This is a genomic window from Spirosoma fluminis (assembly GCF_054778895.1).
Map to the genome: position 1 here is coordinate 759,052 of NZ_BAAGZD010000003.1, position 26,859 is coordinate 785,910.

Annotated in this window: 25 protein-coding genes; 4 read left to right on the top strand and 21 right to left on the bottom strand. The window is 52.2% G+C overall.

Annotation, left to right across the window (positions count from 1 at the left end; all coding sequences use genetic code 11):
• Window position 1: 1 nt before the first annotated feature.
• Entirely contained in the window at window positions 2–1,408 is a 1,407-nt protein-coding gene (locus ACYVBJ_RS05075) for an MATE family efflux transporter (RefSeq protein ID WP_460981205.1), read from the bottom strand.
• Window positions 1,409–1,644: 236 nt separating this feature from the next.
• Between ACYVBJ_RS05075 and ACYVBJ_RS05080 the strand changes: the two genes are divergently transcribed.
• The 3 genes from ACYVBJ_RS05080 (at window position 1,645) to ACYVBJ_RS05090 (ending at window position 4,763) form a co-directional block, all read left to right on the top strand.
• A complete protein-coding gene (locus tag ACYVBJ_RS05080) occupies window positions 1,645–2,439 on the top strand; it encodes a DUF4290 domain-containing protein (protein ID WP_460981269.1) in 795 nt (264 codons plus the stop codon).
• A 111-nt stretch (window positions 2,440–2,550) separates the two neighbouring features.
• A complete protein-coding gene (gene murA / locus ACYVBJ_RS05085; RefSeq protein ID WP_460981206.1) occupies window positions 2,551–3,858 on the top strand; it encodes a UDP-N-acetylglucosamine 1-carboxyvinyltransferase in 1,308 nt (435 codons plus the stop codon).
• 263 nt (window positions 3,859–4,121) lie between these two features.
• Entirely contained in the window at window positions 4,122–4,763 is a 642-nt protein-coding gene (locus ACYVBJ_RS05090; protein WP_460981207.1) for a DUF305 domain-containing protein, read from the top strand.
• Window positions 4,764–4,834: 71 nt separating this feature from the next.
• On the opposite strand, the gene ACYVBJ_RS05095 is transcribed toward ACYVBJ_RS05090, so the two are convergent.
• The 4 genes from ACYVBJ_RS05095 to ACYVBJ_RS05110 all read right to left on the bottom strand — a co-directional run bounded on the left by ACYVBJ_RS05095 (window position 4,835) and on the right by ACYVBJ_RS05110 (window position 9,808).
• Entirely contained in the window at window positions 4,835–5,611 is a 777-nt protein-coding gene (locus tag ACYVBJ_RS05095) for a ferritin-like domain-containing protein (RefSeq protein ID WP_460981208.1), read from the bottom strand.
• A 14-nt stretch (window positions 5,612–5,625) separates the two neighbouring features.
• Entirely contained in the window at window positions 5,626–6,387 is a 762-nt protein-coding gene (locus ACYVBJ_RS05100; protein WP_460981209.1) for a ferritin-like domain-containing protein, read from the bottom strand.
• Window positions 6,388–6,661: 274 nt separating this feature from the next.
• Complete coding sequence (locus ACYVBJ_RS05105) at window positions 6,662–8,494, bottom strand: ABC transporter ATP-binding protein (protein ID WP_460981210.1); 1,833 nt, start codon at window positions 8,492–8,494, stop codon at window positions 6,662–6,664.
• A gap of 234 nt (window positions 8,495–8,728) precedes the next feature.
• Window positions 8,729–9,808 (bottom strand): glycosyltransferase family 4 protein, encoded by a 1,080-nt coding sequence (locus ACYVBJ_RS05110; protein WP_460981211.1) that lies wholly within the window; start codon window positions 9,806–9,808, stop codon window positions 8,729–8,731.
• A gap of 125 nt (window positions 9,809–9,933) precedes the next feature.
• Here ACYVBJ_RS05110 and hemE point away from each other — a divergent pair, with 125 nt between their 5' ends.
• Window positions 9,934–11,016: a uroporphyrinogen decarboxylase gene (hemE, locus tag ACYVBJ_RS05115; protein ID WP_460981212.1), complete on the top strand. Its 1,083-nt coding sequence runs from the start codon at window positions 9,934–9,936 to the stop codon at window positions 11,014–11,016.
• Window positions 11,017–11,121: 105 nt separating this feature from the next.
• Here hemE and ACYVBJ_RS05120 read toward each other — a convergent pair whose 3' ends face one another.
• From ACYVBJ_RS05120 to ACYVBJ_RS05195, 16 genes are all read right to left on the bottom strand, one after another.
• Window positions 11,122–11,604, bottom strand: a complete 483-nt coding sequence (locus ACYVBJ_RS05120; RefSeq protein WP_460981270.1) for an outer membrane beta-barrel protein — start codon at window positions 11,602–11,604, stop codon at window positions 11,122–11,124.
• 235 nt (window positions 11,605–11,839) lie between these two features.
• On the bottom strand, window positions 11,840–12,097 hold the full coding sequence (locus ACYVBJ_RS05125; RefSeq protein ID WP_460981213.1) for a hypothetical protein: 258 nt from the start codon (window positions 12,095–12,097) through the stop codon (window positions 11,840–11,842).
• Window positions 12,098–12,141: 44 nt separating this feature from the next.
• The gene (locus ACYVBJ_RS05130) at window positions 12,142–12,750 is read right to left on the bottom strand and encodes a hypothetical protein (protein WP_460981214.1); all 609 of its coding nucleotides are present in this window, start codon (window positions 12,748–12,750) and stop codon (window positions 12,142–12,144) included.
• A gap of 361 nt (window positions 12,751–13,111) precedes the next feature.
• The gene (locus tag ACYVBJ_RS05135) at window positions 13,112–14,107 is read right to left on the bottom strand and encodes a bifunctional heptose 7-phosphate kinase/heptose 1-phosphate adenyltransferase (protein ID WP_460981215.1); all 996 of its coding nucleotides are present in this window, start codon (window positions 14,105–14,107) and stop codon (window positions 13,112–13,114) included.
• Between the two features lie 169 nt (window positions 14,108–14,276).
• Window positions 14,277–15,791 (bottom strand): NADH-quinone oxidoreductase subunit N, encoded by a 1,515-nt coding sequence (locus ACYVBJ_RS05140; RefSeq protein ID WP_460981216.1) that lies wholly within the window; start codon window positions 15,789–15,791, stop codon window positions 14,277–14,279.
• Between the two features lie 88 nt (window positions 15,792–15,879).
• A complete protein-coding gene (locus tag ACYVBJ_RS05145; RefSeq protein WP_460981217.1) occupies window positions 15,880–16,692 on the bottom strand; it encodes a TerC family protein in 813 nt (270 codons plus the stop codon).
• A 185-nt stretch (window positions 16,693–16,877) separates the two neighbouring features.
• Window positions 16,878–18,407, bottom strand: coding sequence for a C1 family peptidase (locus ACYVBJ_RS05150; RefSeq protein WP_460981218.1), 1,530 nt, complete (start codon window positions 18,405–18,407; stop codon window positions 16,878–16,880).
• A 136-nt stretch (window positions 18,408–18,543) separates the two neighbouring features.
• On the bottom strand, window positions 18,544–19,518 hold the full coding sequence (locus ACYVBJ_RS05155; RefSeq protein ID WP_460981219.1) for a hypothetical protein: 975 nt from the start codon (window positions 19,516–19,518) through the stop codon (window positions 18,544–18,546).
• Window positions 19,519–19,536: 18 nt separating this feature from the next.
• The gene (locus tag ACYVBJ_RS05160) at window positions 19,537–20,037 is read right to left on the bottom strand and encodes a hypothetical protein (protein WP_460981220.1); all 501 of its coding nucleotides are present in this window, start codon (window positions 20,035–20,037) and stop codon (window positions 19,537–19,539) included.
• Between the two features lie 39 nt (window positions 20,038–20,076).
• On the bottom strand, window positions 20,077–21,219 hold the full coding sequence (locus tag ACYVBJ_RS05165) for a hypothetical protein (protein WP_460981221.1): 1,143 nt from the start codon (window positions 21,217–21,219) through the stop codon (window positions 20,077–20,079).
• A gap of 116 nt (window positions 21,220–21,335) precedes the next feature.
• Window positions 21,336–22,184, bottom strand: a complete 849-nt coding sequence (locus ACYVBJ_RS05170; RefSeq protein ID WP_460981222.1) for a TssN family type VI secretion system protein — start codon at window positions 22,182–22,184, stop codon at window positions 21,336–21,338.
• 85 nt (window positions 22,185–22,269) lie between these two features.
• Window positions 22,270–23,214, bottom strand: a complete 945-nt coding sequence (locus ACYVBJ_RS05175; protein ID WP_460981223.1) for a type VI secretion system baseplate subunit TssG — start codon at window positions 23,212–23,214, stop codon at window positions 22,270–22,272.
• The gene (locus ACYVBJ_RS05180; protein WP_460981224.1) at window positions 23,211–25,028 is read right to left on the bottom strand and encodes a hypothetical protein; all 1,818 of its coding nucleotides are present in this window, start codon (window positions 25,026–25,028) and stop codon (window positions 23,211–23,213) included. The genes ACYVBJ_RS05175 and ACYVBJ_RS05180 overlap by 4 nt, the downstream gene beginning before the upstream one ends.
• 73 nt (window positions 25,029–25,101) lie before the next feature.
• On the bottom strand, window positions 25,102–25,566 hold the full coding sequence (locus tag ACYVBJ_RS05185; protein ID WP_460981225.1) for a CHAP domain-containing protein: 465 nt from the start codon (window positions 25,564–25,566) through the stop codon (window positions 25,102–25,104).
• Between the two features lie 59 nt (window positions 25,567–25,625).
• Window positions 25,626–26,060 (bottom strand): GPW/gp25 family protein, encoded by a 435-nt coding sequence (locus tag ACYVBJ_RS05190; protein WP_460981226.1) that lies wholly within the window; start codon window positions 26,058–26,060, stop codon window positions 25,626–25,628.
• Between the two features lie 202 nt (window positions 26,061–26,262).
• The gene (locus tag ACYVBJ_RS05195; RefSeq protein WP_460981227.1) at window positions 26,263–26,808 is read right to left on the bottom strand and encodes a hypothetical protein; all 546 of its coding nucleotides are present in this window, start codon (window positions 26,806–26,808) and stop codon (window positions 26,263–26,265) included.
• Window positions 26,809–26,859 lie beyond the last annotated feature (51 nt).

Consider the following 26,859-nt stretch of genomic DNA (forward strand, 5'->3'; position numbering starts at 1 on the left):
CTTAGTGCAATAAGGACGTAGCGCCGTTTACCGCCGGAAGCTGGTTTAGGTCAATTCGTCGCACCCGGCGGAAGAACCGCCACGTCAGCAGCACTGCGGCAATGGACAAACCAGCCAGCAAGCCGACCCAGACGCCGATGGCATCCATGCCGAACCAGAAGGCTAAGGCGTAACTCAGCGGCAAAGCAACCACCCAATAAGAGAATAATGTAATCAGGGTTGGAACATTCACGTCGGCCAGACCGCGCAATCCGCCCAAAGCGACAACCTGGACGCCATCGGAAAGTTGAAAGAAGCCCGCCATAACAACCAGCGAAGCGGCAATGTGCATCACATCTGGATTGTCCCGAATATACAACGTAACGAGCCAGTCGTTCGCTGTCAGGAACAAGATCGCAGTCAGGCTCATGAAGCTGACTGACAAGATAAACGCTGCCATTCCCGCCCGCCTTATCTCGTCCCGCTGCCTTCGTCCCAGCGCAGCCCCAACCCGAATGGCCGCGGCCGACGAAATTCCTGTTGCCATCATATACGTAACTGAAGCCATATTTATAGCGATCTGATGAGCGGCCAGCCGGTCTTCACCCAATTGGCCAACGATGACTACAGCTAATGAGAACGTAGCGATCTCAAAGAAAAAAGTCAATCCCCCTGGTATACCCAGCCGAAGAATCGTCCATATATCGTCTGCGCAGGGCAGTTGATTTAACACCACCGTTAGATAGGGCTTAAACCGAGAAGCCCGGTATATATAAAGCAGCATGGCTCCCGCCATGAACAAGCGCGACAGTAACGTAGCGGTTGCCGATCCCATCACGCCCATCTCCGGAAAAGGCCCGACACCTGTGATCAAGAGATAATTAAACAACGCATTAACGGCCAAAGCCGAAAGTGTTATGGCCATCGCCACGCGTGGATACCGCAATCCATCGCAAAGCTGCCGGGCAGCAACGAATACCAACAACGGAATCAGCGACGCGCTTAGAATCAGTATGAACGGCTGAGCCAGTCTCGATACGTCGGCGGTTTGGCCTAACAAACCGAAGTTAAACGCCAACAGCACCGACAGCCCGCCCAGCACAACACTTAGCAGCAATGCCACCCGTAACCCAGCCCGGAACAATCGGTTTACGCCAGCGACATCGTGCTGGCTATCGGCTTTCGAAATTAAGGCAGCCCCAACCGCCAGCCCACCAACGCCAATGCTCGACATCAGAAACGAGATCGAAGTCGCTAACCCAGCAGCGCCCAGCGGCACAGCGCCCAACAATTGCCCAACAAACAGGTTATCAGTCACCCCCATTAGTACCACGCCCAACTGAGCGATAATAATTGGGATACTTAAACGAAGGGTATCGGTAAATTCAGGCCGGTACGTCCGGTATATAGCGCGAAGGGCAGAAAGCATAGACAAAATTAACAGAATCTGTCCCAGCCCGGTATCTGCCGACTGGCCGTTGCCTGGAATCACCAAAAACTGACCATCTTTACTCACGTTAAGAGCACCTTCAGCCGCAATTGCAGAAAAGCAGGCCAAAGACATATTTCGCAGCAGGGCTGCAAGTGCTGGCCGATTCATCCTCTGCTTTGCCCTTCGCCCATTCCTTCGTACTTTTGTTTCTTTATCACTGACCAGTAATGCCCTTGAAAGAATACGGCAGTAGCATCCAGAAATTAGTTGACAACATGGTCAACATCGAGGACCGGGAAAAGCGTACCCGTTACGCTCATATCCTGGTTGAATTGATGCGGCAGATTCATCCGAACATGAAAGATGGTCAGGACTACTACAATAAGTTGTGGGACGATCTATACATCATGTCGGGGTTTACGCTGGATGTTGACAGTCCTTACCCTCCCCCATCGGAAGAGGCTCTGGGCAAACAGCCTCAGCGGGTTCCCTACAACACCCATCACCTGAAATTCAAACATTTCGGACGTAACGTCGACCTACTGGTAGCCAAAGCCGTTGCCATGGAAGACCCCGACGAACGGCGGGCGTTTGTGTCGTACCTGACCCGGCTCATGCGTACGTTCTATCAGGCCTGGAACAAAGAGTCCGTTGAAGACGATACGATCTTCCAAAGCTTGCTGGAAATCTCAAACGGCCAGCTCGCCGACGACATCCAACTTATTCGCGAACAGGGCTTGGTAGAAGCGACCCCGCGCGAACGTACCGGCGACCAGACCCAGCCCCAGCGAATCGGTGGAGCAAACTACCGTGACCGAAATGAGGGGTCAGGCGGGGCAAATCGTAATTTCAGCAACCGCAACAACGCCAGCCAGGGGCAACGTAACAACCCCAACAACCGCAATCGCAACGACCGTGATGGCGGTTCAGGCCCTAACCGGAACTTCGGCAACCGGAACAACAATAACCCCAACCCCGGTCAGCGGAACGGCAACAATAACCGCAACAACGACCGAAGACGGCGGTAGCATTTTGGTCGTGTATAATGGTTGATGAATACGGGCTGTGCAGCTTTCTCTCAGCCTTATTCATTAACCATTGTTCATTTACTAGTCTGTATTATTTCATTAACACCGGAAATGGCATCTTTCAAAATAACAGGTGGGCGTAAGCTCAAAGGCGAACTGATTCCACAAGGCGCAAAAAATGAGGCTCTGCAAATCCTCTGCGCCGTTTTGCTGACCAAAGAACCCGTTACCATTTATAACATTCCCAGTATCCGCGACGTCAATCAATTGATTGATCTCCTGGGCGATCTTGGCGTGTGGGTAACGAAAATTGGCGAAAGTGCGTATCGGTTTGAGGCCAGCGATGTCAATCTGGATTACATTGAAACCGATACGTATAAGCGGAAAGCCGCAGCTTTGCGGGGTTCCGTTATGCTGCTCGGCCCGATGCTCGCCCGGTTTAAGAAAGGCCGGATTCCACGGCCCGGTGGCGACAAAATTGGTCGCCGACGGCTGGATACGCACTTTCTAGGCTTCGAAAAACTGGGGGCTCAGTTCAACTACGACGCCAACGACGGAGGCTACTATCAGGTCGACGCCCGTAACCTGCGGGGTACGTATATGCTGCTCGACGAAGCCTCAGTAACGGGCACGGCCAACGTCCTGATGGCCGCAGTTATGGCCGAAGGCACAACCACCATTTATAACGCTGCCTGCGAGCCTTATCTGCAACAGCTCAGCAAAATGCTCAACGCCATGGGTGCTAAAATATCCGGTGTTGGCTCAAACTTGCTGACCATTGAAGGCGTGACGGAACTACACGGCACCGAGCATACCATGCTGCCCGATATGATTGAAATCGGTTCATTCATTGGTATGGCCGCCATGACCCAGTCGGAGATTACAATCAAAAACTGTCAGATTCCGCAGTTGGGTATTATTCCCGATCAGTTTAAGCGCCTGGGCATCCAGATGGAGTTTCGCGGAGACGATATTTTTATTCCAGCGCAGGAGCGTTACCAGATCGACTCGTTTCTGGATGGCGGTATGATGACCGTTTCGGATTCACCCTGGCCCGGCTTTACGCCTGACCTGATGAGCATCGTCCTCGTTACGGCTGTGCAGGCGCAGGGAACCTTGCTGATTCATCAGAAAATGTTTGAAAGTCGACTGTTTTTTGTGGATAAACTCATCGACATGGGCGCGCAGATTATTCTCTGCGACCCGCACCGGGCTACCGTGGTGGGCTTAAACCGGCAGATGCCGCTGAAAGGAATCCGGATGTCTTCGCCCGACATTCGGGCGGGCGTAGCGCTGCTTATCGCGGCTATGTCGGCAACCGGCACAAGTATTATCGACAATATTGAGCAGATTGATCGGGGTTACCAGAATATCGACAGCCGGCTGAATGCCATCGGGGCCGAGATCATTCGGTTTTAGTGATTGATACATATCGTTATACCAAAAGGCCGCTGTGAGCACCACAGCGGCCTTTTGGTATATTGGGCTGCTTTGCTTTATTTGCCATCGCTGTTTGTTGACCACAACGTAACAGATTTACGAAAACACGTTCGTATTCGATCCTGGATGCACAAAGACAACAGAATCATCAGAATGGGATTAAACCATTTTCTACTTTTCTTGTCTTTGAAATAAATTCCTTACCATAGTCGTCTTATTACAGACAATAATCAATACACACGATGAACCGTATTCAGTCAAACTTATCGATCTGGTTAATAGCCGCCCTGGTATCAGGCGGGTCATTAGCCGCCTGCGCGCAGGCGACTTCGGGCGCAGGAACAGCAGCCAGTACGCCCAGCGATCCGGCTAAAACTGCCCTGTTACAGCCCATGCAGCAGATGGTTACGAAGCTGAAGAAGCTACAGGCGACGGGCGATCCCGACTTTGATTATGCGTTCCAGGCAAAAATCCACAATCAGGGGGTGCAGGACCTTTTCAAACAGGAGATTCAAAGCGGCAAAGATACTTCCCTGAAACAAATGGCTCAAACCCTGCTGGCGGATGCTCAGAAAAACCAGGGAATGCTTGAAGAAACCCTGAAGCAGGTGAAGCCATCGCGGCCGAACCAGGCGTTTGCGCAGCAGCAAAGCCGCAATATTGAAGCGATGAACCTGAAGCTTCAGCAAACGGGTACCAGCGATAAACTGACTGCCGACATTGATAAAAACTTCACGGCCCTGCTGATCGACCAGCGTCAGGATGCCATCGACCTGGCCAATACGTATCTACAGTACGGTAAAAACACCAGCCTACGCAACTACGCGCAGGAAATGGTTGCTAAAGCCAAGCAGGAAATGGACAGCATAAAAGCGAAACAATAATGCGCTGCACATAAAAAAGGGTCAATACGTAAACAACGTATTGACCCTTTTTTATGTGCCTGAGGGCTGAATTACATCAGGAACGGAGCAACGATTTTCAGGACGTCTTCTTTCGAGAGCGGCTCATCCCAGGCTTCGGTCGCGTTTTCGTAAGGCACACCAGGGATCAGGGCCGAAACTTCAAGGTGCCGTACCGCTTCATCACCGGCGTACACGGCTGATGGAACACCAGGGCTCATGTTGCCGGTAATCCAGCCTTTTTGACCACGCAGTTCACGTACACGAGCGGCATGGCGTGCTTCCACCGAGTGAATCTGTAAAGCCGCAGTCAGGATCGGATCATTGTTGATAAGTTTAGGTGCCTGACCTTTATAAGCCCGTACGCCTGTATCTTCAAAGGCCTGCGACAGCGTTAAGAAAACCTGATAGTTACTGAATGGCAGCGGGAACATGCCTTTTGCCGTGAAGTCAAACATTGGTTTCTGCACTGCCTGACCACCGAGCACTGACTTAAGCAACTTAACGTGCGCATTTTCGTGCTTTTGGATTTGGCCGTACACAACGCGGGCTGTACCGGTTAGCAAATTCGGGGTATCCATACCCACATTGTAAAACTCAGCTTCCAGATACTCCAGCGTTAACGCGAAATTGAGTACATCGACAACAACAGGATCAAGTGCCTGCCCATAGGCTTTGTTCAGCGCCGATGCCAATACGGTAGGCGCAGCCACCGCAGCGGCCTTCCGGCCAATCATATTGAACATGTGACGGCGCGATACGTGCTTCAGGCGGTCATATACCTCGCCATCTACTTTTTCTAATTCGGAAATTATATTCTGTAAGTTCATCGCGTTGAGATCGTTTAAACGGTTGGTAGGTTATTAATCCGGAGGTCTTCTTTAATGAATTTTTTTGCTTGTGGCAATACCTGATTGGGTAGAAGCGCCCGTTCTAAACCGGTGTTTGGATCAATCACATCATCACCCGCAAAATCTGCACTGCCCGGACTAATCAGCTCCCGAATAACAGCAGCGTGACGAGCTTCAACGGATACGATAATTCCCGAAATACCTAAATTCGTTGCGTTTGTTAACAGCTGGCCTGCTCCGTTATAGGCGGCCGTAGCCAGATCAGCAAAGTTTTTAGCCGTCATCAGAACGCTGTCGCGGCTATTGAAATTAACACTGCTGTAATCGAGCGTCAGCGTAGGAATAGCGTAACTGCCCAGCACCGTTTTAAAGAATTCGCGGTGTGTAATTTCCTGATTGCGCAGGTCAATAAATACCTGCTTTTCTTTTTCGGTAGCCCCATCGTAGAACCGGTCGGTTACCAATTCCAGGAAACGAAGTTCAGCCTGCTCCAGCGCATACGCGTAGTTCAGTACGCCGATGTCGCCTGCACCTAAATCGATAATATCTCCTTCACGCGCACCCGCCGACGAGCCGCCCCCAGGTCCTGCCAGTGGCTCAGGCATCTTATCGGTACAGGCACTCATAATTAACCCTGTTGTCGTGGCCACGCCCACATAACGCATGAACATCCGACGTCCCGCAAACACCGGAGAAATAGGTAACACCGACAGAGACTGCTTTGTCGGAGCTTGGCCTTGAGGTAGTTTTTGCATAATATTAAAAACGTTTGGTTGAGTATTGCGCCGATCATTCGGTTAGCAGAGTAAGTACTATTTGTTCTCAAAAACGTTTTAGCTTGTGTAGGAAAAAACTACCCGATTAAAGACATAGTTAGGGAATGGCCCATGCAAAGACCATTTAATCAATAGATTAAAAAAATAGAACTTTTACCGTCTGGTTTTACGGTAAACAAAAGGCTGAATAATAGGCCGTATAAGGCTCCAGAACCACTTTTAAACCTCATTCAGGGTCTTCCCCTTTCCGGTTCTACACATTCTGCATGGTACTTAATTTCCGATAGAACCCTTCGTCCAGTGACAGCAGTTCATCGTGCCGACCGCGCTCAACGATACGTCCCTGATTGACCACCAGAATTTCGTCGGCATGCTGAATGGTGCTAAGCCTATGCGCAATTACCAGGGTTGTTCGGTTGGCCATCAGGCGGGTCAGGGCTTCCTGCACCAGTTTTTCAGACTCTGTATCCAGCGCCGACGTCGCTTCGTCCAGGATCAGGATCGGCGGATTTTTCAGTATAGCGCGGGCAATACTAATCCGCTGCCGCTGCCCACCCGACAACTTGCCGCCCCGGTCGCCAATAACGGTCTGATAACCCGCCGACTGGGCCATGATAAATTCGTGCGCATTCGCGATTCGGGCCGCTTCCATTACCTGAGCTTCTGTGGCGGCACTGCCAAACGCAATGTTGTTAAAGATCGTGTCATTAAACAAAATGCTTTCCTGAGTAACAATGCCCATGAGGCTACGTAACGAAGCCACTGTGCAGTCGCGCAGGTCGACCCCATCGATTAAAATCTGACCCGCTGTCGGATCATAAAAACGGGGGATTAGGTCCGCAATCGTCGATTTTCCGCCACCCGACGACCCCACCAGGGCGATGGTTTTGCCTTTCAGCAACTCAAAGTTGATGCTACGTAACACCGGTACGTCGGTGTTGTAGGCAAACGAAACATGCTGCACCGAGATACGGTCGCGGAATTTCGTTAAGGGCACGGCCTGGGGTTTGTCGCCAATGGCAGGCTGCGTATCCATCAATTCGAGCACCCGCTCGCCGGAAGCCAGCCCGCGCTGCGATCCGCTAAAAGCATTGGATATATCCTTGGCGGGGCGGGTTACCTGCGAAAAAATGGCGATGTACGAGATAAATTCAGCCGCCGACAAATCCGACTGCCCACTTAAAACCAGCGAACCACCGTAGAGCAAAATACCCGCTACCACCGCTACGCCCATAACCTCCGAGAATGGTGAGGCTAGTTCGCGACGGTTAGCCAGCGAACGTACTGCCTGCCGATAGCCCTCGTTTTCGGTCTGGAACTTATCCAGAATAAACCCTTCGGCGACGAAGCCCTTAATGACCCGCATACCGCCAAATGTTTCGTCTAACAAACTTACCAGGCTGCTAAGCCGCTGCTGACCTTCCTGTGCATCACGTTTCATGCGCCGGACCAGTGTAGCAATGAATCCGCCTGATATCGGAATAACAATAATGGCGAACAGCGTCAATTGAACGGAAATGCTCAGCAAGGCAATAATATACCCGATTAACAAAAAGACTTCTTTCGACGCTGCCGAAAGCGTATTCGCAATTGAGTTCTCTACTTCCTGCACATCTGTTGTGATGCGCGACATTAGATTCCCTTTACGTTCGTTCGAGAAAAAGCCCAGGTGCAGATTCAGTGTACGACTAAACACGGCTTCGCGCAACCGGGCGACCATCCGGGCTTTGAAGGACTCCAACTGCCGGATCGACAGGTATTTGAATAAATTATTGAATAAGACGGAGATGACAATGACGACACAAACGAATTGAAGTGCACCCACCTTCCCATATTCCTGAAAGACCTGCGCGAAATAGTATCTGAACGCCTGCGTTGGCGAAGTCGTGAACGAAGGAGCAGGCTGACTCAGAAACGCCCGCATCTGTTCGGGGTCCACTTTATCGAACAGGATACTAAGTAGCGGAATTAGCAGCGTGAAATTTAGCACGCCAAACAAACTAGCCAGTAACGACGTCAGGACAAACGGCGTCAGGAAACGGCCCAGTGGCTTGGCATAAGAGAGTAAGCGAAGGTATGTTTTCATTTGTCCTGCAAAGATACCGCCTTGAAATGGGATTTAAGAGACTAGATCAATACGCCCAATTTCTTAAAGACATCGCCTTATGTAGCTGCATTTTTGTGCACGGTCTCCATACTCATGTCGCTTAGCCTGATCAGGCTGGAAAAGACCTATACAATTGTGAATTAACCAAATGTGAGTTGTAGACAAAACGTAAGCCGCTGTTCAGGCTAGTTTGATAACAAACTCACTAATTCTTTAAAGCAGACCAGGTGCCGTCAACTTTTGATACAGTTTCCAGTATTCGCTCGCTACGTTTGGCCAGCTGAAGCCGGCGGCTCGCTTTCGCAATCGCTGCTCACGTAATGAGTTTTGTCCGAAATCATTCAGGCCGTCGTGTACGGTTTGCGCCATGCTCTCGGGCTCAAAGCTCTCGAAGTAATACGCTTCTTTACCGCCCACCTCGGGCAAACTGGTTAGGTCAGAGATAAAAACTGGTTTGCCAAAGCTCATCGCTTCTGCTACAGGCAAGCCAAACCCCTCAGACAACGATGGGAACAAGAAGGCCTCACAATGGGCGTAAAGCCAGCTTTTCGTCTGTTCGTCTACCGCACCGGGCATGATCAGCCGATCTGCACTACCTAATTTTTGAGCTTGCTCACGAATGTGCTGCGCGTAGGGATGGCTATCGGGTCCGGCCAGCACAAGTTGGTAATCAGGAAACGCTTCGAGCAGCGGGATCAGCGTATGAACGTTCTTCTTCGGATGGATAACACCCAGAAACAGGAAATAAGGCTTGTCATTACTACCTAGAAAAGCAGGTGGTTTATTGGAGTCTAATACCCGTTTCGTATCAATGGCTACTCCGTTCGAGATAACCTGCAACGACTGGCCCGGCCGAAGGCGAAGATGATTTCTAACCTCCGAAGCAGTATAGTCCGAAATAGCCACCAGGGCGGATGCCCGTGCCGTTCGGCTTTGGAGACTCGCCAGTTTGCGGCTCTTTTTTGCGGCTGAGTAATCGGTACGCGCCAAGAAGTTCAGGTCATGAATCGTCATAACCAGCTTCGCCGAACTCCGCGGCAGATACGAAGAATCCTGGTGCAGGCAATGCCAGACGTCGAATTGACCTGGAATCCAGAATTTCTGTTGCCAGGATGCTTCGCGATACGTAACCGACTCACCGAAGATGCCGACCTGTCCTTTGGGCACCAGAAATGTTAGGTTCCAGTCTGGCGGGCACTGGCTGACAAGTTCGTAGCCGAGATGCAGACACACCTGCCCCAGACCACTGTTTAGATCCCGCAGGCGTTCGGCGTCGATAAAGAGAGAAGGCATTGAATTTTCTAATTATTTCAAAATTAGAAAATAATAGAACAAACGACGTATCTATCCGCTTACCCAAGTGCTTCTGCCAAATCCGGTTTAGCCAATAAATCCCGCTTCGGACGTACTTTTGCACTATGACTTTACAAAATGACTTGCTGCTCCGCACCGCACGGGGCGAACTGACCGAACGTGTGCCGGTTTGGATGATGCGCCAGGCCGGACGCGTGCTGGCGCAATACCGGGCCGTACGCGAGCGGGCTGGTAGTTTCATTACGTTGGCGAAGACACCTGAGCTAGCCGCCGAAGTGACCATTCAGCCGGTCGATGCCTTTGATGTCGATGCCGCCATTATTTTCTCCGACATTCTGGTGGTGCCGGAAGCGATGGGCCTGCCTTACGAGATGATTGAAAGCCGGGGACCTGTATTTCCCAAAACGGTTCGGTCCTCGGCCGACCTCACCAGCCTGCGCGTGGCTGATCCCGAAACCGACCTGGGGTACGTCCTGGATGCGATCAAGCTCACCAAAAAAGAACTGAATGGCCGTGTGCCCCTGATCGGGTTCGCCGGTGCTCCGTTCACCATCTTTTGTTATATGACCGAGGGCAAAGGCTCGAAGACGTTTTCGGTTGCTAAAAAACTGCTATACACCGACCCACACTTTGCGCATACGCTGCTGCGGCAAATTACCGACAGCACGATTGCGTACCTGAAAGCACAAGTACGTGCCGGAGCCGATCTGGTTCAACTCTTCGATTCGTGGGCGGGTATATTATCACCTGAACAGTATCGAACGTTTTCGCTGCCATACATCAAGCAGATCTGCGACGCACTCGGCAGCGAAGTCCACGACGGCATTGTTAACCACGCACCGGTTCCGGTAACGGTTTTTGCAAAAGGAGCCTTCTTTGCCCGGCAGGAAATTGGTGAGCTGAGCTGCTCAGTTGTTGGGCTGGACTGGAACATGGACCCGGCCGAATCGCGGGATCTGATTCCGAATAAGGTGTTGCAGGGTAACCTGGACCCTTGTGTTCTCTACGCGGACTTTGCGCAGATCCGGTCGGAGGTAAAACAAATGCTGGATGCGTTCGGCCATCAACACTACATCGCCAACCTGGGTCACGGCATTTATCCGGATACGGACCCCGATAAGGCCCGCTGTTTTATTGATGCGGTGAAAGAGTTAGGCCTTAGCCAGGGGAACACCAACCTTCTGTAACGCAGCTTTTCTTCGTCGGGCCTTATGCGAAATTATATAATTTCGCATAAGGCCCGACGCTGTTTTAGGTTAAAGTGGCTGACGCCAATTCCTTTTTATAAGCGTCTATCTGATTCGGAAATTAAGGCCGATGTTCGCTCGCCAGGGGCTGGCATCGATGGTTGATTGCGTACTATTCGTTAGGACGCGCTCCGAACCGGCCTCCAGTGACCACCGATTACCCAGCCGATAGTGTACGCCCAACCCGGCATTTGTCTGAAACGTGCCGGTATATTGAGGAGTCCCACTGCCGTATTTATTGGGACCGTTGGCATCGGCATAGTACCGACTTTGCCCGTACGTGGCGCCAAGCTGGCCGAATACAGCAAACCGACGGGTTCTGAGGACGTAGTACCTAGTGGACAAACCACCGCCCATAAATTTGGTTTGAGAGCCGCTGTTTATATCGTACCGACCTTCCAGAGACACCGACCAGCCATCTGTAAGGAAATATTGCAGCCGGGGTACTACGTGTCCGGAGTTACCCACGAACCCGCCGTAACCTCCACTTACGCCCACTCCAATGTTAAGCCGTCCCTGGCCTAACAGATCTTGTTGTTTATCATCGAAAGATGATTAAGCCCAACCTGATAGCGGTAAAAAAAACGCTAAAATCAGCACACACTTTTTCATAACAACGAATGTTTATCTTTCGCTGTAAAGATACGTTTGCGGCTAGATCGGTTCGGATGGGTTAACTTCTTTTAACAATTGCTCCCTTTAGTGAGCTAGCCTTTCTTTCAAGTCAAAACCTGAATGCACGTTATTATCCTTAACCCCTTATTCACCCATCAGTGGGTTTCAGGCGAATGTCGCGGTAAAACACAATCGGTAAACCGTCGGCATCCTTTTCTAGCGGATCACTTCCCGATTGGTCAATAGCTTGCTGCCTTATCTTCACGTAATAGGCAAAGTCAGAAGGAGATACAAGCAGTACTTTTTGATCGGCGTCTATAGCCTGCCACTCCGCTGACTGCTTTTTCAGGATGTCATCCAATTCATCGTAGAACTCTTGCTCAGCTCGCTGTGCTATCGATATCATTGTGTCGTTGTCTAAGATCCTCCAGTCAGCTATTCATGCGTAACTCACTTCACTACGCTGATTTCAGGTATTGAGAGCTTAGCCACTTCGTTGACCAGAATAGGTTTATCTGATTTTAGTCGGGTTAAAAACGGAGTAACATCGTTTCCGTATTTGCGGATGCTAACCGCCAGCAGCAGAATTCCACGCTGGCCTGACTTCGCTTCGACCAGTTTATAGCGATAGACATCCCGCTCAATTAAGTTAGTCTGCTGATTTGAGCCAGTGTTTCCAATCAGGCAATCAATCATCTTTTCGCCGGTAGCGGCATTGTTGAATACCTCCGCTTGAACAATTGGGTACGTTCGTTTTAAGTTTTCCAATTCACGAATCTTGGCGCTTACCACCTGATCGACCGTTGCTTCAGTCACCACAAAATCGACGGTTACCATCGACTTATAGGTCGGAAATCCATCGCCAGCGGCCAGGTATTCCTGTTTGTAGAGCGACGCATCCGGGTGCGCTGACCAGGCCAGTTGATAGGCTGTTTTCTGAACGGTAATCGGCCCCTTAATGCCGAGATAATTGACAAAATTCTTTTTTCCCTGTCCATACCCCGCCCCCGATAGCAGAAGTAGGCTAATGAGACTGATAGCTACTGAATTACGTTGCATAGTGTTGCTTCATGATGAGCAGAACGGTGGTCGTTACGTTGCAAAAGGATAGCGCTGGAATTGCCATTCCTTTCGCGCAACGTACCAACGTGCTTTCTACTTGCTGTAAAGTTGGATTAGAGATAACCCAGCAACAATTATTTGGGAATGAGCCGCTTGATTAGGTATGTCAGCCGTGGTTAATACTGGCTGAGTCGTTCTGAGGGAGTCAGGCACCGCCTAGTCTGTTCGGTGGAGAAATGGCTAATAGGTTAAAGTATGACTGCCAGACAATCGGCTTCACAACAACTTCCTCTAACCTGATTATATAAAACGGATGGGGCAGGAGTCTGCGCCATCCGTTTACCAAAACCATATTAATTTATAGCTTCTCTTTCGCTTCTTCTTTTAGCTGTATTTTATCAATCGGAATAACGCCCACTGATTCGCAGACCAGGCCCCCGCCCAGGTTCGATAAACCAGCGATAATACCGGGCGATTGTTTTAGAGCAACGCAGCAGGCGGCAATGCTGATAACCGTGTCGCCCGCGCCCGATACGTCCGCAATCTTGCGATAATGGGCTGGAAGCCGCTGTTTTTCCCCGTTGAGATCAATAAACACCCCCCGCTCTGACAGGGTAATCAACGCTCCTTTCAGATTTAACGTCTGGATCAACTGATCGACGGCGGCCTGAAATTCATCGGCGTCATCAACGTCAAAATCAAGCTTCAGGCCCTCACGCAGCTCTTTCAGATTTGGCTTAAACAAGGTTGTATTCTGGTAGCAGAGAAAATTACGTTTCTTCGGGTCCACTACCGTCGGCACTCCTTGTTCATTGGCGAAATCCGTTATTTCGGTGATCGCTTCCTTGCTCAAGACGCCTTTATCGTAATCTTCGAAGATTACGACATGGCAGGTCGGTATAAGCTCTTTGGCTTTCGTAATGAGCTGCGTGCGTTCGTTATCGGTAATGAACCGGTCGGTTTCCGTATCGACGCGTACTACCTGTTGGGAACTGGCAATAATTCGCTCTTTAATGGTCGTAATTCGCGTAGCGCTGCGGATCAGCCCGTCGCAGTTCAGGCCACGATCGCAAAGTTGCTGCTCTAGTTGGTCACCCGCGCTGTCGGTGCCGATCACCGAACAAATGATGGCTTCGGCCCCTAATGCCTGTACATTGAGCAGTACGTTGCCAGCGCCCCCCAGCCGCAGTTCACGCCGGTCGACGGTCACCACCGGAACCGGAGCCTCCGGAGAAATGCGTTCCACCCGCCCCCATACGTAGGAATCGAGCATTACGTCGCCAATAATCAGAACACGCAACTTATCGAATTGCTCAAACAACTCGTCGAGGGTAATGTCAAGGACCGGGCTCATATATGGTAATGAGCGAAAAGCGAAAAGTGAAGTTGACTCGCCGAAGCGCAGCAAGGCCATAGTAGGCATCACTCTTTCGCTTGTTCACTCGTTGATATTTCGTGCAAAGAAACGAAAACAGGAAGCTATTTCCGAAGGCAGGTGCCTGGTTCGACGGAGCGGACTGCGGCTACCAGCCGGTGATGATCCCTACCAGCCATTCGGGTTTGATGAACAAAACCAGGAGGGGCACAACCAGCGCAACGGCTAACCACGTAGCGGAACGCGGTACGTAAGTGCCCGTGGTACGTTCTTCGCCTGAAACCGGACGGAAGAACAGCAGGAACGGTATTTTCAGGTAGTACACCAGTGAGATCAGGGCGTTCAGTAAGCCGATGACAAACAAGGCGAGCAACCAGGCATTGCCCGTACGCTGGTAGCTCTCGTACAGAGCCGAAAATGATAATAGCTTCGCCGTAAAGCCGACCGTTGGTGGTAGGCCAGTTAAGGCCAGCATGACAACGGTCAGGGCAATGGCTAACAAGGGCTGTTTCGCCCCCATACCCGCCAAGTGGCTCATAGTCAGATCGCCCTCGTGACCACTGGCTTTGGCTAACAGATCGACCAGAAAAAAAGCGGCCAGTGACATAAACAGATACGTGCCGGCATAGAATAAAACGGCTTCGAACCCGGCCTGACTTAGCGCGACCACGCCAACCAGCAGAAAACCCGCCTGCGCAATGGTCGAGTACGCTAGCAGTCGTTTAGCATCCGTCTGACGTAACGCCGATAAGTTACCAATCAAAATACCCGCCAGCGCCAGCACTGCCAACGGCGTTTGTAATGCCATAGCCGTGGCTCCTGCCTCACCCAACGACTCCACGGGCAGGGCGGTAACAAGGCGCATCAGCACAAGAACGGCAGCCGCCTTGGGCGCTACCGAAAAGAAAGCCGCTACGGGCACTGGCGCAGCTTCGTACGCGTCGGGAGTCCAGATGTGAAAAGGCACGGCCGCCAACTTGAATAACAAGCCAGCCAGCGTTAGCAACAGCGCTACGGCCGCCACAGCCTCGTCCTGTCGGGCAAGTTCAGCGCCGAATACGGTAGCGGTTATGTCGAGTGTACCGGTTATGCCGTAAAGTAAGGACATACCATACAGCATAACGGCCGAGCTAACGGCACCGAACAGAAGGTATTTAATCCCGCCCTCCGAAGCTTTCCGATTCGTGGCCAAAGCCGTCAGCAGGTACGAGCAGATCGAAACTAGTTCAATACTTAGGTAGATGCTAAGCAGATTGACCGATACTGTCATCAGGAATAGTCCTAATGTCATCGCAATCAGCAGAGCATACCATTCAAGGGGAAGCGTTGGTGTTCTGTGGGTTGAAGCCGCCAAAAACTCGTACAACAACACCAGTAAGGCGGCCAACGCGATGAGGACCTGAAAATAAACAGCCTGATTATCAACAAACAGAAGGTGCAGGAACAAAAAACCGCGCGTTGGCAATAAAACAGCCCAGACACCCGCCACGACAACCGATACCCCGCTTAAAATCGCCAAAACCCGGCGTGCCGGCGCCCAATTGGTTTGAAGTAGCAGCAGTTCGGCCACCAGCAGTCCGCAAAAAGCCACGGCCAGCCAGGCTTCAGGACCGAAGCCGCCCAGGCTGCTGATAATATCGTTTAATTGGTCGGTGAGTGACAATGTAGTGGTGGGTTGTTAATCAGGTCGTGGGCTATAGTGGCGATAGGGTCAGTGCGGCCAACCGGCCAGCTGATTAGCCCACCGCCCCTTACAGCATGCCGTCGCGGTCAGGTTGACCTTCGTAGCCCCGTAGTTGAATCGGCGGCTGTTTTTTACGCAACCGAATATTAAGAAACTCAACCAGCAGCGAAAAGGCAATGGCAAAATAAAGATACCCTTTTGGTACGGAACCCACTTCCTGATCGAAGATAACCACTTCCGATAAGTGCGCCCCTTCCGCGACCAGCATAAAGCCAATCATGATCAGGAAAGCCAGGCCCAGCATCTGAATCGTGGGGTGTTCATTAACAAACCGGCCTACCGGCCCGGCGAAGAACATCATGATCAGGATAGACAGCACAACGGCGATCATCATGATAGCGACATTCTGCGTTAAGCCAATGGCCGTCAGGATCGAGTCGATCGAAAAGACAATATTGGTAATGGCGATCTGGGTGACAACACTCGTGATGGTTGTTTTACCTTTTGTACTTCCCTCCTCGTGCTCTTCTCCGCCCCCTTCGAGCTTATGGTGAATTTCGGACGTGGCTTTGTAGAGCAGGAACAGGCCACCAGCGAACAAAATCAGGCTCTGCCCCGTGAAGGCCGCCCTAAACCAGCCCGCATCCAGGTGCGTAAACGGCTTGCTAAGGGAAATAACAAAGGAAATACCCAACAACAGGATCAACCGAAACGCCATGGCCAGGACCAGTCCAATATTTCGGGCCTTCGCCTGATCCTGCCGGGCCAGCTTGTTGGCGGCAATGGATATAAATATGATATTATCAATCCCTAAGACGATCTCTAAAAACGTTAGGGTCAGTAAACTGATAATGGATTCAGCAGTAAACAGGTCGCTCATGATTTGGACAAAAGTTGCACAAAACTACCGGCTCCCGGTCGGGTCTGCAACATCTAGTTCAAGAAAGAACGTCCTGGCGGACGAAAGGTTAGCCCATGGCCTGAACGGAAAATAGAGGGTTAGGTAAGGAATTCGGGTCCAGGAATAAGATTAGTGATATTAGACTTACTCCTAATGCCTACACCCTATTTGTAATTAAATTCAACGAGCAGGGGCACTACGTTACCCGCAGCACCCGGCTTTACGTCGAAGGCAATCTGATCATCGCGGTAGCGAATCTGGTCCTGCTTGATGAGCTGATCGCCCAGAACTTCGCTGATGCGTTTATCAATTGACCCTTTTTTGCGGTCGAGGCTTTTAACCAGACCATCCAGATTAAGAGGTCGCTTGGCAAATAAGATCAGCAGGTAATCTTTGCCCTTATGCTTTTCCATCACAACCGAGCTGTTCTCACTCGGATAAGCGATTGTCGTGTTCGGACCAAGCAAGGGGCTGGTCAGTTCGTCAAATGGAAACAACTTATCAAAGTCACCCTGCTTGTTGGTAGTCAGAGCGTAGACGTAAGCGTTTTCTGAGTTGCTTAAATAAAATTTGAACCGCGTACCTGAATCATACGGCTGCGTTGTTCGATACGGCCGGATGTCGCTGGGCGCTGCCTCATCTGATACTACTTTCAGGTCGCGGGTTACTTCCCGGGTTACTTCCATAGGGGCACCATTGTTGAGTTTAAGTTCAGCCGATCCCCGCCGACGTTCTTCGGCAGCAGGTTTACCGCCACCGCTGGGCCCATTCACAACGACCACTCCGGGCCGGTTGCCCGATTCAACTTCGGCTCCATACACCTGAAACCCGTTGATGCAGAACTGCCCAAAATAGGCATACGGAATCCAGCAGAACCCTTTCTCACCCCAGCCGGTATTCCAACTGTTCACAATCCGAAACGCGCCACCGTACTGTTTATCGTTATAGCCCACTACGCAAAGCGCCTGGTTATACAAAATATCATCAGCCTTCTCGTTAGGAGCGGGTTCCCAAACGGCCCTGGCCTCTTCGAACGACAGCGGGGCACCAATGCCCACGACCACGGGATTCCCTTCAGCAAGGGCTTTCTTAACCGCCTGCACTTTCTGATCGGGAGCCGTTTCGGGAGTGAATAACTGCTGGTAATCGCCAATGCGAAACTGCGACGCTTCCTTTACGGCCACGGCCGGAATAGCCTGGTTACAAAGGGGGTATCCTAGATTTTTCAAGCGCGGCACACCGTCTTTCTTCAGCACATCCAGAGCTTCTTCAATGGTACCGCCCCCCTGACAGTTAATATCTTTGGGGTCCCGAATCTTGTCATAAACAAAGGTGGGCGAAAAGCGCGATTCGTCAATCTTTGGCTTCTGAACCAGGTTCCTGTCCTTACTCTCCATAATGGTTCGCAGGTAGTAGGCAGTAGCAAACGCAACCGATGTTTCCTGACGGCCCTGATCGCCAACGCTGGGGCAATATTGCTCATACGATACCTGCGTGGGCAGGTTGATAAAGCTTTGATTGGCCAGGGGCGCTTTATTCATGACCGTCAGCGAGCGGGTACGACTGAATTTTAAACCACCGGCGTATTTACGTACCGAAGCGGGTTTGTTCTGCCCTTGACCCGAGAGGCTGACGAAGCTTATCAGCAGCAGAACAATTAGGCGTATATGACGGAAAGATTCCTTTGGTTTCATGGGCATAATACGTTGAAATGATCAATACTCGTTAGTCGCGTAACAGCTACGGAATGGTAGCATTTGCCAAAAATTTCGCCTGACCGGCCTTGAGCAAGTCATTTGCTGGCCGCTACGCCAACCCCGCCCGGCCAGATCACTCCTTCTCTAACTCCACCTTAACCGACTTCAGTAACTGAATAGTCAGGGCGCTGCCACCCGATGCGCCAATATCGAGCCCCGGCGTATTTCCCTGCACCAGAAACGTCATCAGCCCCGGTGCTACCGGTATCTTATCTACGTCCAGATTTTTATCGACGTACGTATGACGCCAGGGGGTTCGTTCGGGTACCGACAGCCCAACAATCCGGTAGCCCGGCGGGGCGGTGTATACTTCTTTACGATCCGTTACTTTCGCCAGCGTACCACCGGGATCTTCCGTTTCAAAGTACACGCCCAGCACAACCTGATGGTCGCGGACGATCATGAACTGCGCCGATATGTTAATCTCGGGGCTGTTCTTGCCGAACTCGCCACTTCCTTTTATGAGCAAGGGCTTAAAGGGGCCGTACATCCCCGCATTAATTACGGGCCCGGCTTCGGCGGGTGGCGTAGGCGGCTTAGGCTTTGCCCCGCCCCCTCCGTCGGGTTTAGGCGCTGCGGCAATATTCTTCAACTCGGCACCTGCCGATGCCAGCGCGGCTAATAAGGCCGCTTTCTTGGATTCCAGCTGAATTTTCTGCGAGTTCAGGAGCTGCAGCCCTTCGTCGCCTTCTTTGCGTGCATTTTCGTATTCAGCCGCCAGTTGCCGATAGCTATTGGTCGTAGCCATAAACAACGGCTTCGGAAACTGCTGGTCCAGCGCGCTGGTGTTGGCATAGAAATTTCGCAGCCAGTTGTCGGTTAAGGGTGCCCCCTGTTCCAGGTTCACCAGCATTTTGTCGGTACCGGCCAGCTGCTTCCGATACGCCACAAGTTCCTGCACGGTCTGGCTTTGCTGTACATTGGTAAGTTGGGGAATCAGCGCCAGGGATAGCCACCAGCAAAGGGCTACTACCAGCAACAACGTAACGTAGAAGCCCAGAAACTGGCCCCATCGCTGCGTTCGTTCAACTTGGTTAAGTGGTTTCATAGAGTCGAAAAATCATCGTTACGGTTGGGCCGCTTTTAGCGCCCGCATGCTTTCCAGGCTCGACTGTTTAAGCATCAGTTGGGTCTCCAGACTTTGGACATCAACTTTCAAATTGGCGATCTGATCGGTGAGCTGGAGCTTCGTGTCGGCTTTGGTTTGCCGGTCGCTGGCTTGCAGGGCCACCGTTCCCAGCATTTTGTTATAGTTCCGACCGGTCACCTGCGAAAGTGATCGAAATACCGTATCAGCTTTGTAGCCCGACTCCATCCGGGCGATGGCTTCCTCCTGCTTGAAACGTAGCGCCGAGAACTCACTGGCCTGTTCAGCAGGATCGGTTTTCTTCAGTTTTATGTGCAGGCTATCAGCCTGGCGAACATCATTCAAAAATTGCTCTTCCTGTTCGACTGAAGTGCCCGTTTTTGCTGATTCGCCCCGTTCGCCAAGCGCGTACATCAGGGCGCCGATTCCTCCGCCAAGCAGCAACGTAACAAGCAGGAATTTGATTAACGATTCATTCATAGCGTTTTCTGCTGATTAATTCGTGTACGTAACCGGCGCTTACCGCCCCCAGAAACTGCTTTTGGTCCCGTTCTTGGCCGCGGGTGCATCCTGCCGGTCCACGAAAAACTCGTCTTTGTCTTTCTCGACGTAATTCAGCTGGCTCAGCTTGCTGTAGAGCGCAATCACTACGTCGCACATGCGCGTAATGGCCGCAAGTGTAGGCTGGCAGTCGGCGTGGGTATACTCGGCATCGAGCACCTCCTGCATGGCTGACTCAAACTGCACGGGACTAACGCCACACCAGTTTTTGAAGTAGTTGAACATGGCTTCTTTCTCCCGGTCGGGCGTACTGCGGATCATCAGGGTTATCGCTCGGGCGAACCGCATCCCGAATTCAGCAATAAAAACCGGCGACTCATACGTGCCCCGCAGTTGAAATGCGTCCAGATTATCGGCAATGGTACGTACGGTGGCATCGGCAAGATACCCGATTGTCGTTGCCAGGAGATTGGGCTGTCCCGAACGGGCATTGGTCCGCACCCGAACAATAATGGCCGTGGCATAACCGGCAATTTCGCCCATCTTACTGCCAATGGTCAGGTAATGCTGCTGCATGGCCGGAAAAACCCCAACCATCCGGCAGGGCGGCAAATAATCGGCCGACAAGTTGAAAACCCCATTGGCGAGCGTCAGCCGCCCAACGGGCAAGTGAAACGCGGCCGACAATGGACTCGCCAGCGCCGACTGCGGTACGGCCCCTAAGCGGTAGCCGGGGGTCGTGAACGGGTAACGCAGCGGCACCTCGTCGGGATCGGGCTGCCCCCAGGGCTGGGGTTCAAACGGGTTTATGTCAATAACGGCATAGCCGGTCGACTGGCTCAATCTCATCCACTCGTCACGAGCGGCACTTAAGGCCAGCCGTAAGGGGGGCTGCGACGCATCGATTTCGATTCGGGCACCACCGGGCGTAACAGCCCGGCAGGCCGTCAGAATCAGTTCATGACCGTCGCAGGTCAACGCCAGTGGGCTGTCTTTACCCGGCGCGGGCGGCAGTAAACCATACGTTAAAGGGGTAAGCAACATCCCGCTGGTATCGCGCACAGCGTCGCGAAAGGCATTATCGTTGCCCAGCAGATGAGACCGGGTAATTTTCATACCATCGGCCCAGTTTATTGGCCAGTACGTGAACTCAGGTAACATGGGGTCCGGTTGTTTAAAGGGAGTGGGTAAAGTTGTCAACGAAAGATCTACATCAAGATAAGCAACTGATTATATGCATATAACATCAGTTTTCTTACGATCACTTCATTTACGTTTCAGTCACTGCTCACAAAGCTTCGGGCAATAATGGTATCGTTCGCTTTGATGCCATTGCGCATGAGTGTTAAGGAAGGGTCCAGGAATTGCTTCGACAAACCACCCATAGATTGCTTGTAAAATATCCACCCCAACAGGCTGCCTTCGTGGTTGTGTTCATGGTACAGGATTGGCTGCTCTGGATTTTCTTCAGCGTTATGCGAATAGATCATGTAATGAAACAGATCGTGCAGGGTCCGGTCGATGGGCGCTTTTACCGTATACGTGGCCAGGTCGGTAGCATCCGGCTCTTTGGCGACCCGAAAATTCAACCGCACCGTATCGTTTAATTCAATCAGTGGCACCGCCCGGTCGACGGGATAAAACCATTTGCGGTATATTTTCGGCGGAATCGATAACCAGGCTCCATAGGCATACAAAAACAATAAGGGCAGCACAAACGGGATTAGTCCCGAAGCTAGCGCGGGTAAGAACCGGTCGGACCGCTGCATCGTCTGGAACAGGCCCGTGAACGCTCCGGCGAGCAGCATAAGCATGGCTACGGTCAGCAATAATTCTGACCAGAAACCACCTTCTGCTGCGTATAAAAACATCCGGCGCGACGCCATCACGTGCAAAATGCCCAGTACCAGCGCCAGGCCCTCGATCCAGTAAAATACCGTTACCAGCAACTCCGCTTTGGCAAAAGCGGCCCCTAACCCAGCCGCCAGCGCTATAGCGCCGACGCCATACATAAGCATCTTCTTGGTCAATACGTCTTTCGCTGAGTGCCGCACGATTAGGCCAACCAGGCAGAAGACAGCCATGATAACGTAAAGCGAAACGGTTAGAATAACATCGGTTTTCATAGAGTAGTCTAGAGTGTCATTCGCCAATTGGTTACACTATAGTCGTCATAAATTCTTTAGACGCTAACGGGTTATGAGCAAGCGGTTAGTTTAACGTGGTCGTGAGCCCCAGCCGCCCGGATGAACCCAGGTCCGACAACACAAATCCACCGTTCATCTCGTCGGGCAAAACCTCTATTTGCCAGTCGGCATCGGCGGGTAACAGGTACCCGGCTAACATACTGACATGCCGCAAGGCAGCTCCCCCCGGCAGAAACTCCCGCAGTTGTTCGGCCGTCAGCGGCCCAAACGCCAGGCGAATCAAGCCTCCGTCGTCGGTTATCGTTGTTGTTTGGGGCAGTACGTAGTCTAACCCCAGCCGACTTTCGCCCAGTCGGGCCGGTTGCCAGTCGGTAGCGGAATCTCTACGTCCTTCGATCGGTGCCGGCAGACCATGTTTGATACGTACCGGTACGTCCAGGAAGCGGCTGAAATAATACGCCGTCCGTTCCCAGTTGCCCACCGTCTGATGGGCATTGGTCCAGACCGACAGTAAGCACGCCCGCTGTGAATCCGTAAGCCCCTCCCCGGCCTCACCCAGCAGATACGCGTAGAGCTCCGCCCAGACGGGGCCGGTTGTTTGGGTCAATGTTTGGTTTTCCTGCTCTTCGATCTGAATCCGTTGCCGATACGTCTCCTGCTCGAACGGCAACCAGAACGTTCGGTTGTCACGCTCCTCCTGGCGTAACCGACGGGACTCGTTAACCAGTGCCTGGCTTCCTTCGCCATCTTTTACTGCTCGTGGCGGGTGCGACAGCGCTTCGGGAAGCATATCGTATACCCCTTCCCGGCTAATGTCTACATAAGCAACTAACGGCCCATGCGTAACGCCCGTTTCGGGGTCCGCGTCAAGGGCGGTAACATTCAGAATGTCGAACTTGTAGGGGCGGCTGAACGTCCCCTGTGGACGCACGATCAGATCAAGGCCTCGTTTTTTTTGTCGGGCGGCCCAGACTTCGGCCCGAATATCGTAGTGCAGCGGTCGTTTCATAATTCAATCGGCATGACACGGATCGGCAGCACGCCCGACCACTGTTCTTCTAATAACACCGTAATTTCGCGGCAAACCTGCGCCTGATCTTCGGGCAGTAAACGGGCACCGGATTTGAACGTGAGTCGAACATCCAGCGTACGCGTCAGGCCCTGGCGCGGATCAGCATTGACCGCGAAGCCTTTCTGGACCGTTACCCCCTCTACAGCCTCCGGAGCAGTACCCAGACAGATAGCCCGGATGTCTTCGGCCGTTAACGCCCGGCCACGCGTCAGCAAGGCCTGCCGAAATACGGGTAAACTAGCCGCTGGCTCAAGCCGGGGCGTTCCGCCCAGCAGAGGGCTCAGCAACATCATTCCCTCCCGCCGAAACTGAATCGCCATGGTATCAATGCGCGTACCGCCCGGCAATCGATTCGCTTTTTCGGCCGACGTAGCCCAGTAGTTGACGAACAACACCCCGTTGGCCGGAGCATTGTTGACGATCAGAAACGGAGTGGGGTCCGGTGTAATCCGGTCACCATTGGGGGCAGTAGGCATCCCCTGCCGGATACGTTGCAGATTCTTGTAAATATCTTCGATATGGCTCCGCATTGAGTCGTAGCCCATCGCTACAAAAGCGGCACTTTCGTCGCGCAGTTGATCGAGCACCTGACTGACCAGCGCATAGGCATCACGAGCATCAAACCGGCCTACCCCCTGCTGCCGGAGTGCATACGTCCGACGGTCGGCGGCAACAGCCTCGCGCGAACTGGCACCCGCTTCGGTAAAGGGAGTATACGTATTTCCGTCGCTGTCGGTGATGTCGGCAATTTCGAGCAGGGGCCGGTCAATGTTGAGCGGAAAGACATTGAAAAAATCCGTTAACCGGAACGTAGAGCGAGTCAGTTGACGATTCAAAACCGGGAAAGCGTTCAGCACACAATCCGTCCGGCTGAGTACGTCTGCTGTAAACAAAGGCGACAACTCGACGCGTAACCAAACAACCGGGGGTAAACTGGGCAGAATGGGCTCGAAAGCCTCAATCAAGGAGGCCGGTGCCGGGGTGCCAGGGGTATATCCACGCAATGACTGCCCCCCTAACGTAATGAACTGCGGACGGTAATACCGCTGGGCGTGCGCTTCGGCGGTTCGGATTGGTTCGGTAGGCGCATCGTCGGGCAGGGAACCGTATCCATTTATGACCGGAATCGACGTATCGCCCAGAAACCAGCGGCTTTGCGCGAGTGCCTGCGCGTATTGCTGCGGATTGAGAATGTTCTTCCAGTCGAAATAAAACCGCAGGCTGGCCGACTCCGGTAACGGGCTCAGCACCTCAAGGCCAATCCAAAGTAGATAATCCGGAAGCCGCCGGTGCGGTGGAGCCTGACCAATGGGCAATCGGTTCTGAAACTCGTCGATGCGCCACAGCTGCGAACCGGCCGCCAGACAGGCAACCCGCCCGTTCACCAAGGGAAAACGGCCCGCGGCCGATAGCCCGATTTCTTCGCCTGTTTGTGGATGCCGGGCCGTCATTACGTCATCGCGACGAACCTCGCCCACAGGTTCGAGCGAGGCTGCGGTCATAACGGCATGAGCGGGCCGGGGACCTGTAACAACTTCCGGCAGCAAAAGCTGAACCAGTCGTTCCAGAATGCGGCTGCGGGATTCATGAACGGCCTGATACACCCGCTCCGACTCGGTGGCCAATGCGCCCATCAGCAAATCGACGAGGGGATCGAAGGCCGTAGTTTCCATCTGCGCGTCTGTATAGCCCCACTGGCGGGCGGCCTCGCGGAGCATCCGGTTCTTAATCTGATCGCGGGTATCAAGCATGACGTTCAGTTCAGGGTTAATTCAGGTACGCAGTAGCGTGGTGGGTGTAAGCGGTTTGTTAGGGTGCGTTACGTTAACTACGGGATCGGGGTCTATACACCCAGAACCGTCCGGTTACGGTCACCGTCTGGCCACCGACGTTGCCATCCCGCAAATACAACTGATTCCGTTGCACGCGTCGGCTGCCGTTTACGTTCGACTCCAGCACCGTAACAACGCCCCCCGTGCCAACCGATTCGACAATGGCGGTATGGTGAGGCCGTTCCTGCCAGGATGAACTCGTATCGCTGCTCAGGTCGTAGCGGTAATTCCGAAACTGAATAATATCGCCCGGACGTACGTCGGTAGCCTGCACCTCATCTCCCCATACGTAGTCGGCATCGTCAACGACGTTATCGTCGCCCATAATGTTTCTGGACGTCTGGGCTCCCGCGTTTCGTAACGCAGTTTCTGCGAACGTCCAGCACTCGCCATTGCCAACCTGGTTGCCCCGGCGGCCCCGAGCGAAATTGAGAATACTTTGCGCTAGTCCTGGCATTGGTGTCGGAAAGGGTTTAGGTCTTTAAAACAGGTTTCAGCCGTATTTTACGCGGTTAACTAATCACTGGATACGGGGCTGAAGTAGATCACAAATTCCATGTCCGGCATGGTCTCACCGGTTTCAATCAGCGTTCCACTGACCCGAATCGTCAGTCGTTTCCGCAGACGTAGCACCTGGCCGTCGCGGTCCTGCTCCACGGGTTCGTCGACTTCGAGCGAAACGCGCGTATAGCGAATCCGCTTTTCGTACTGACTGATCAGCCGCACAAACGCGGTTTCAGCTTCACTTTTCCACAGCGTTGGATTGGTGATGTTCGCAAAGTCCTGGTCCCATACCATGCAGCCCATTTCAGGGTCATAGCGACACTCTCTCAGCTTGGTCGTCAGCAGCAGATTGATGTGCTGACGAATCGCGTCAAGCGTCAGCACCTTTGGTATGGGCTGTCGGCGCATCAGGGCTGAAACCGGAGTTTGAAGCGAGTAAGAAGGCATAGTCCTCTACGTTTAAAACTTTGTGGGTTTACAAGCATCACATCATCACGCCAACTGACCTGCCCTCTACCTACCGCATTGGTAATGTTGTAGATGGTGGGCAGGTCCGCAAAACCAAGCTTCATGGTATAAGCCATACTTTGTTTTGGCTAAGCAATTCTATTGTTTCAGGAGCACATCACTTATGGGACATCGATGACTATTAATCAACAACCTGTAGCTGCAACCCTTTGTCTCTGGCAATAGCAGTCTGCTTGACCTGATAAGGCAATGCATTGTATTTAAACTGGTACAACTCCTCTCCGTTGATGTCAACCGCATCAACTGGGTAACCAGCGGGTGGAATAATTATGCCGACAGTACTAACCAGGTCTTTACTAACCGAAACGACATTCCCCATTCCATGATTATTTTGTCTGCGAATCCGGACGGGATAAGGCAAAGTCCATTGGCGCTGATAGCGGGAACGCCCTTTGATGATGTGCGTATAAAACGAAGGAGGAAATGCCCATCGCTTTTTTGGATCAAGTGGTTTAATAAACAGATTTGCCTCAATTTCATTGTTGGCGTTGAGTAACAGTGGCAAATAGTCCCGGTCTATTTCGGGGTTATTATTGACATACCGGAAGCCAACATCCGTTACGTAAATATCAGCCGCCTGTAGATTGTCGACTGACAAATCGAGTATCATTCGCTGCCCATCAACGGTAACTCGAATGGTTGTACTCACCCTCTTTTCAGTCCACATTATTTCTATAGGTTGATATACATACCAGTTTATAACGATCAGCACCAGACT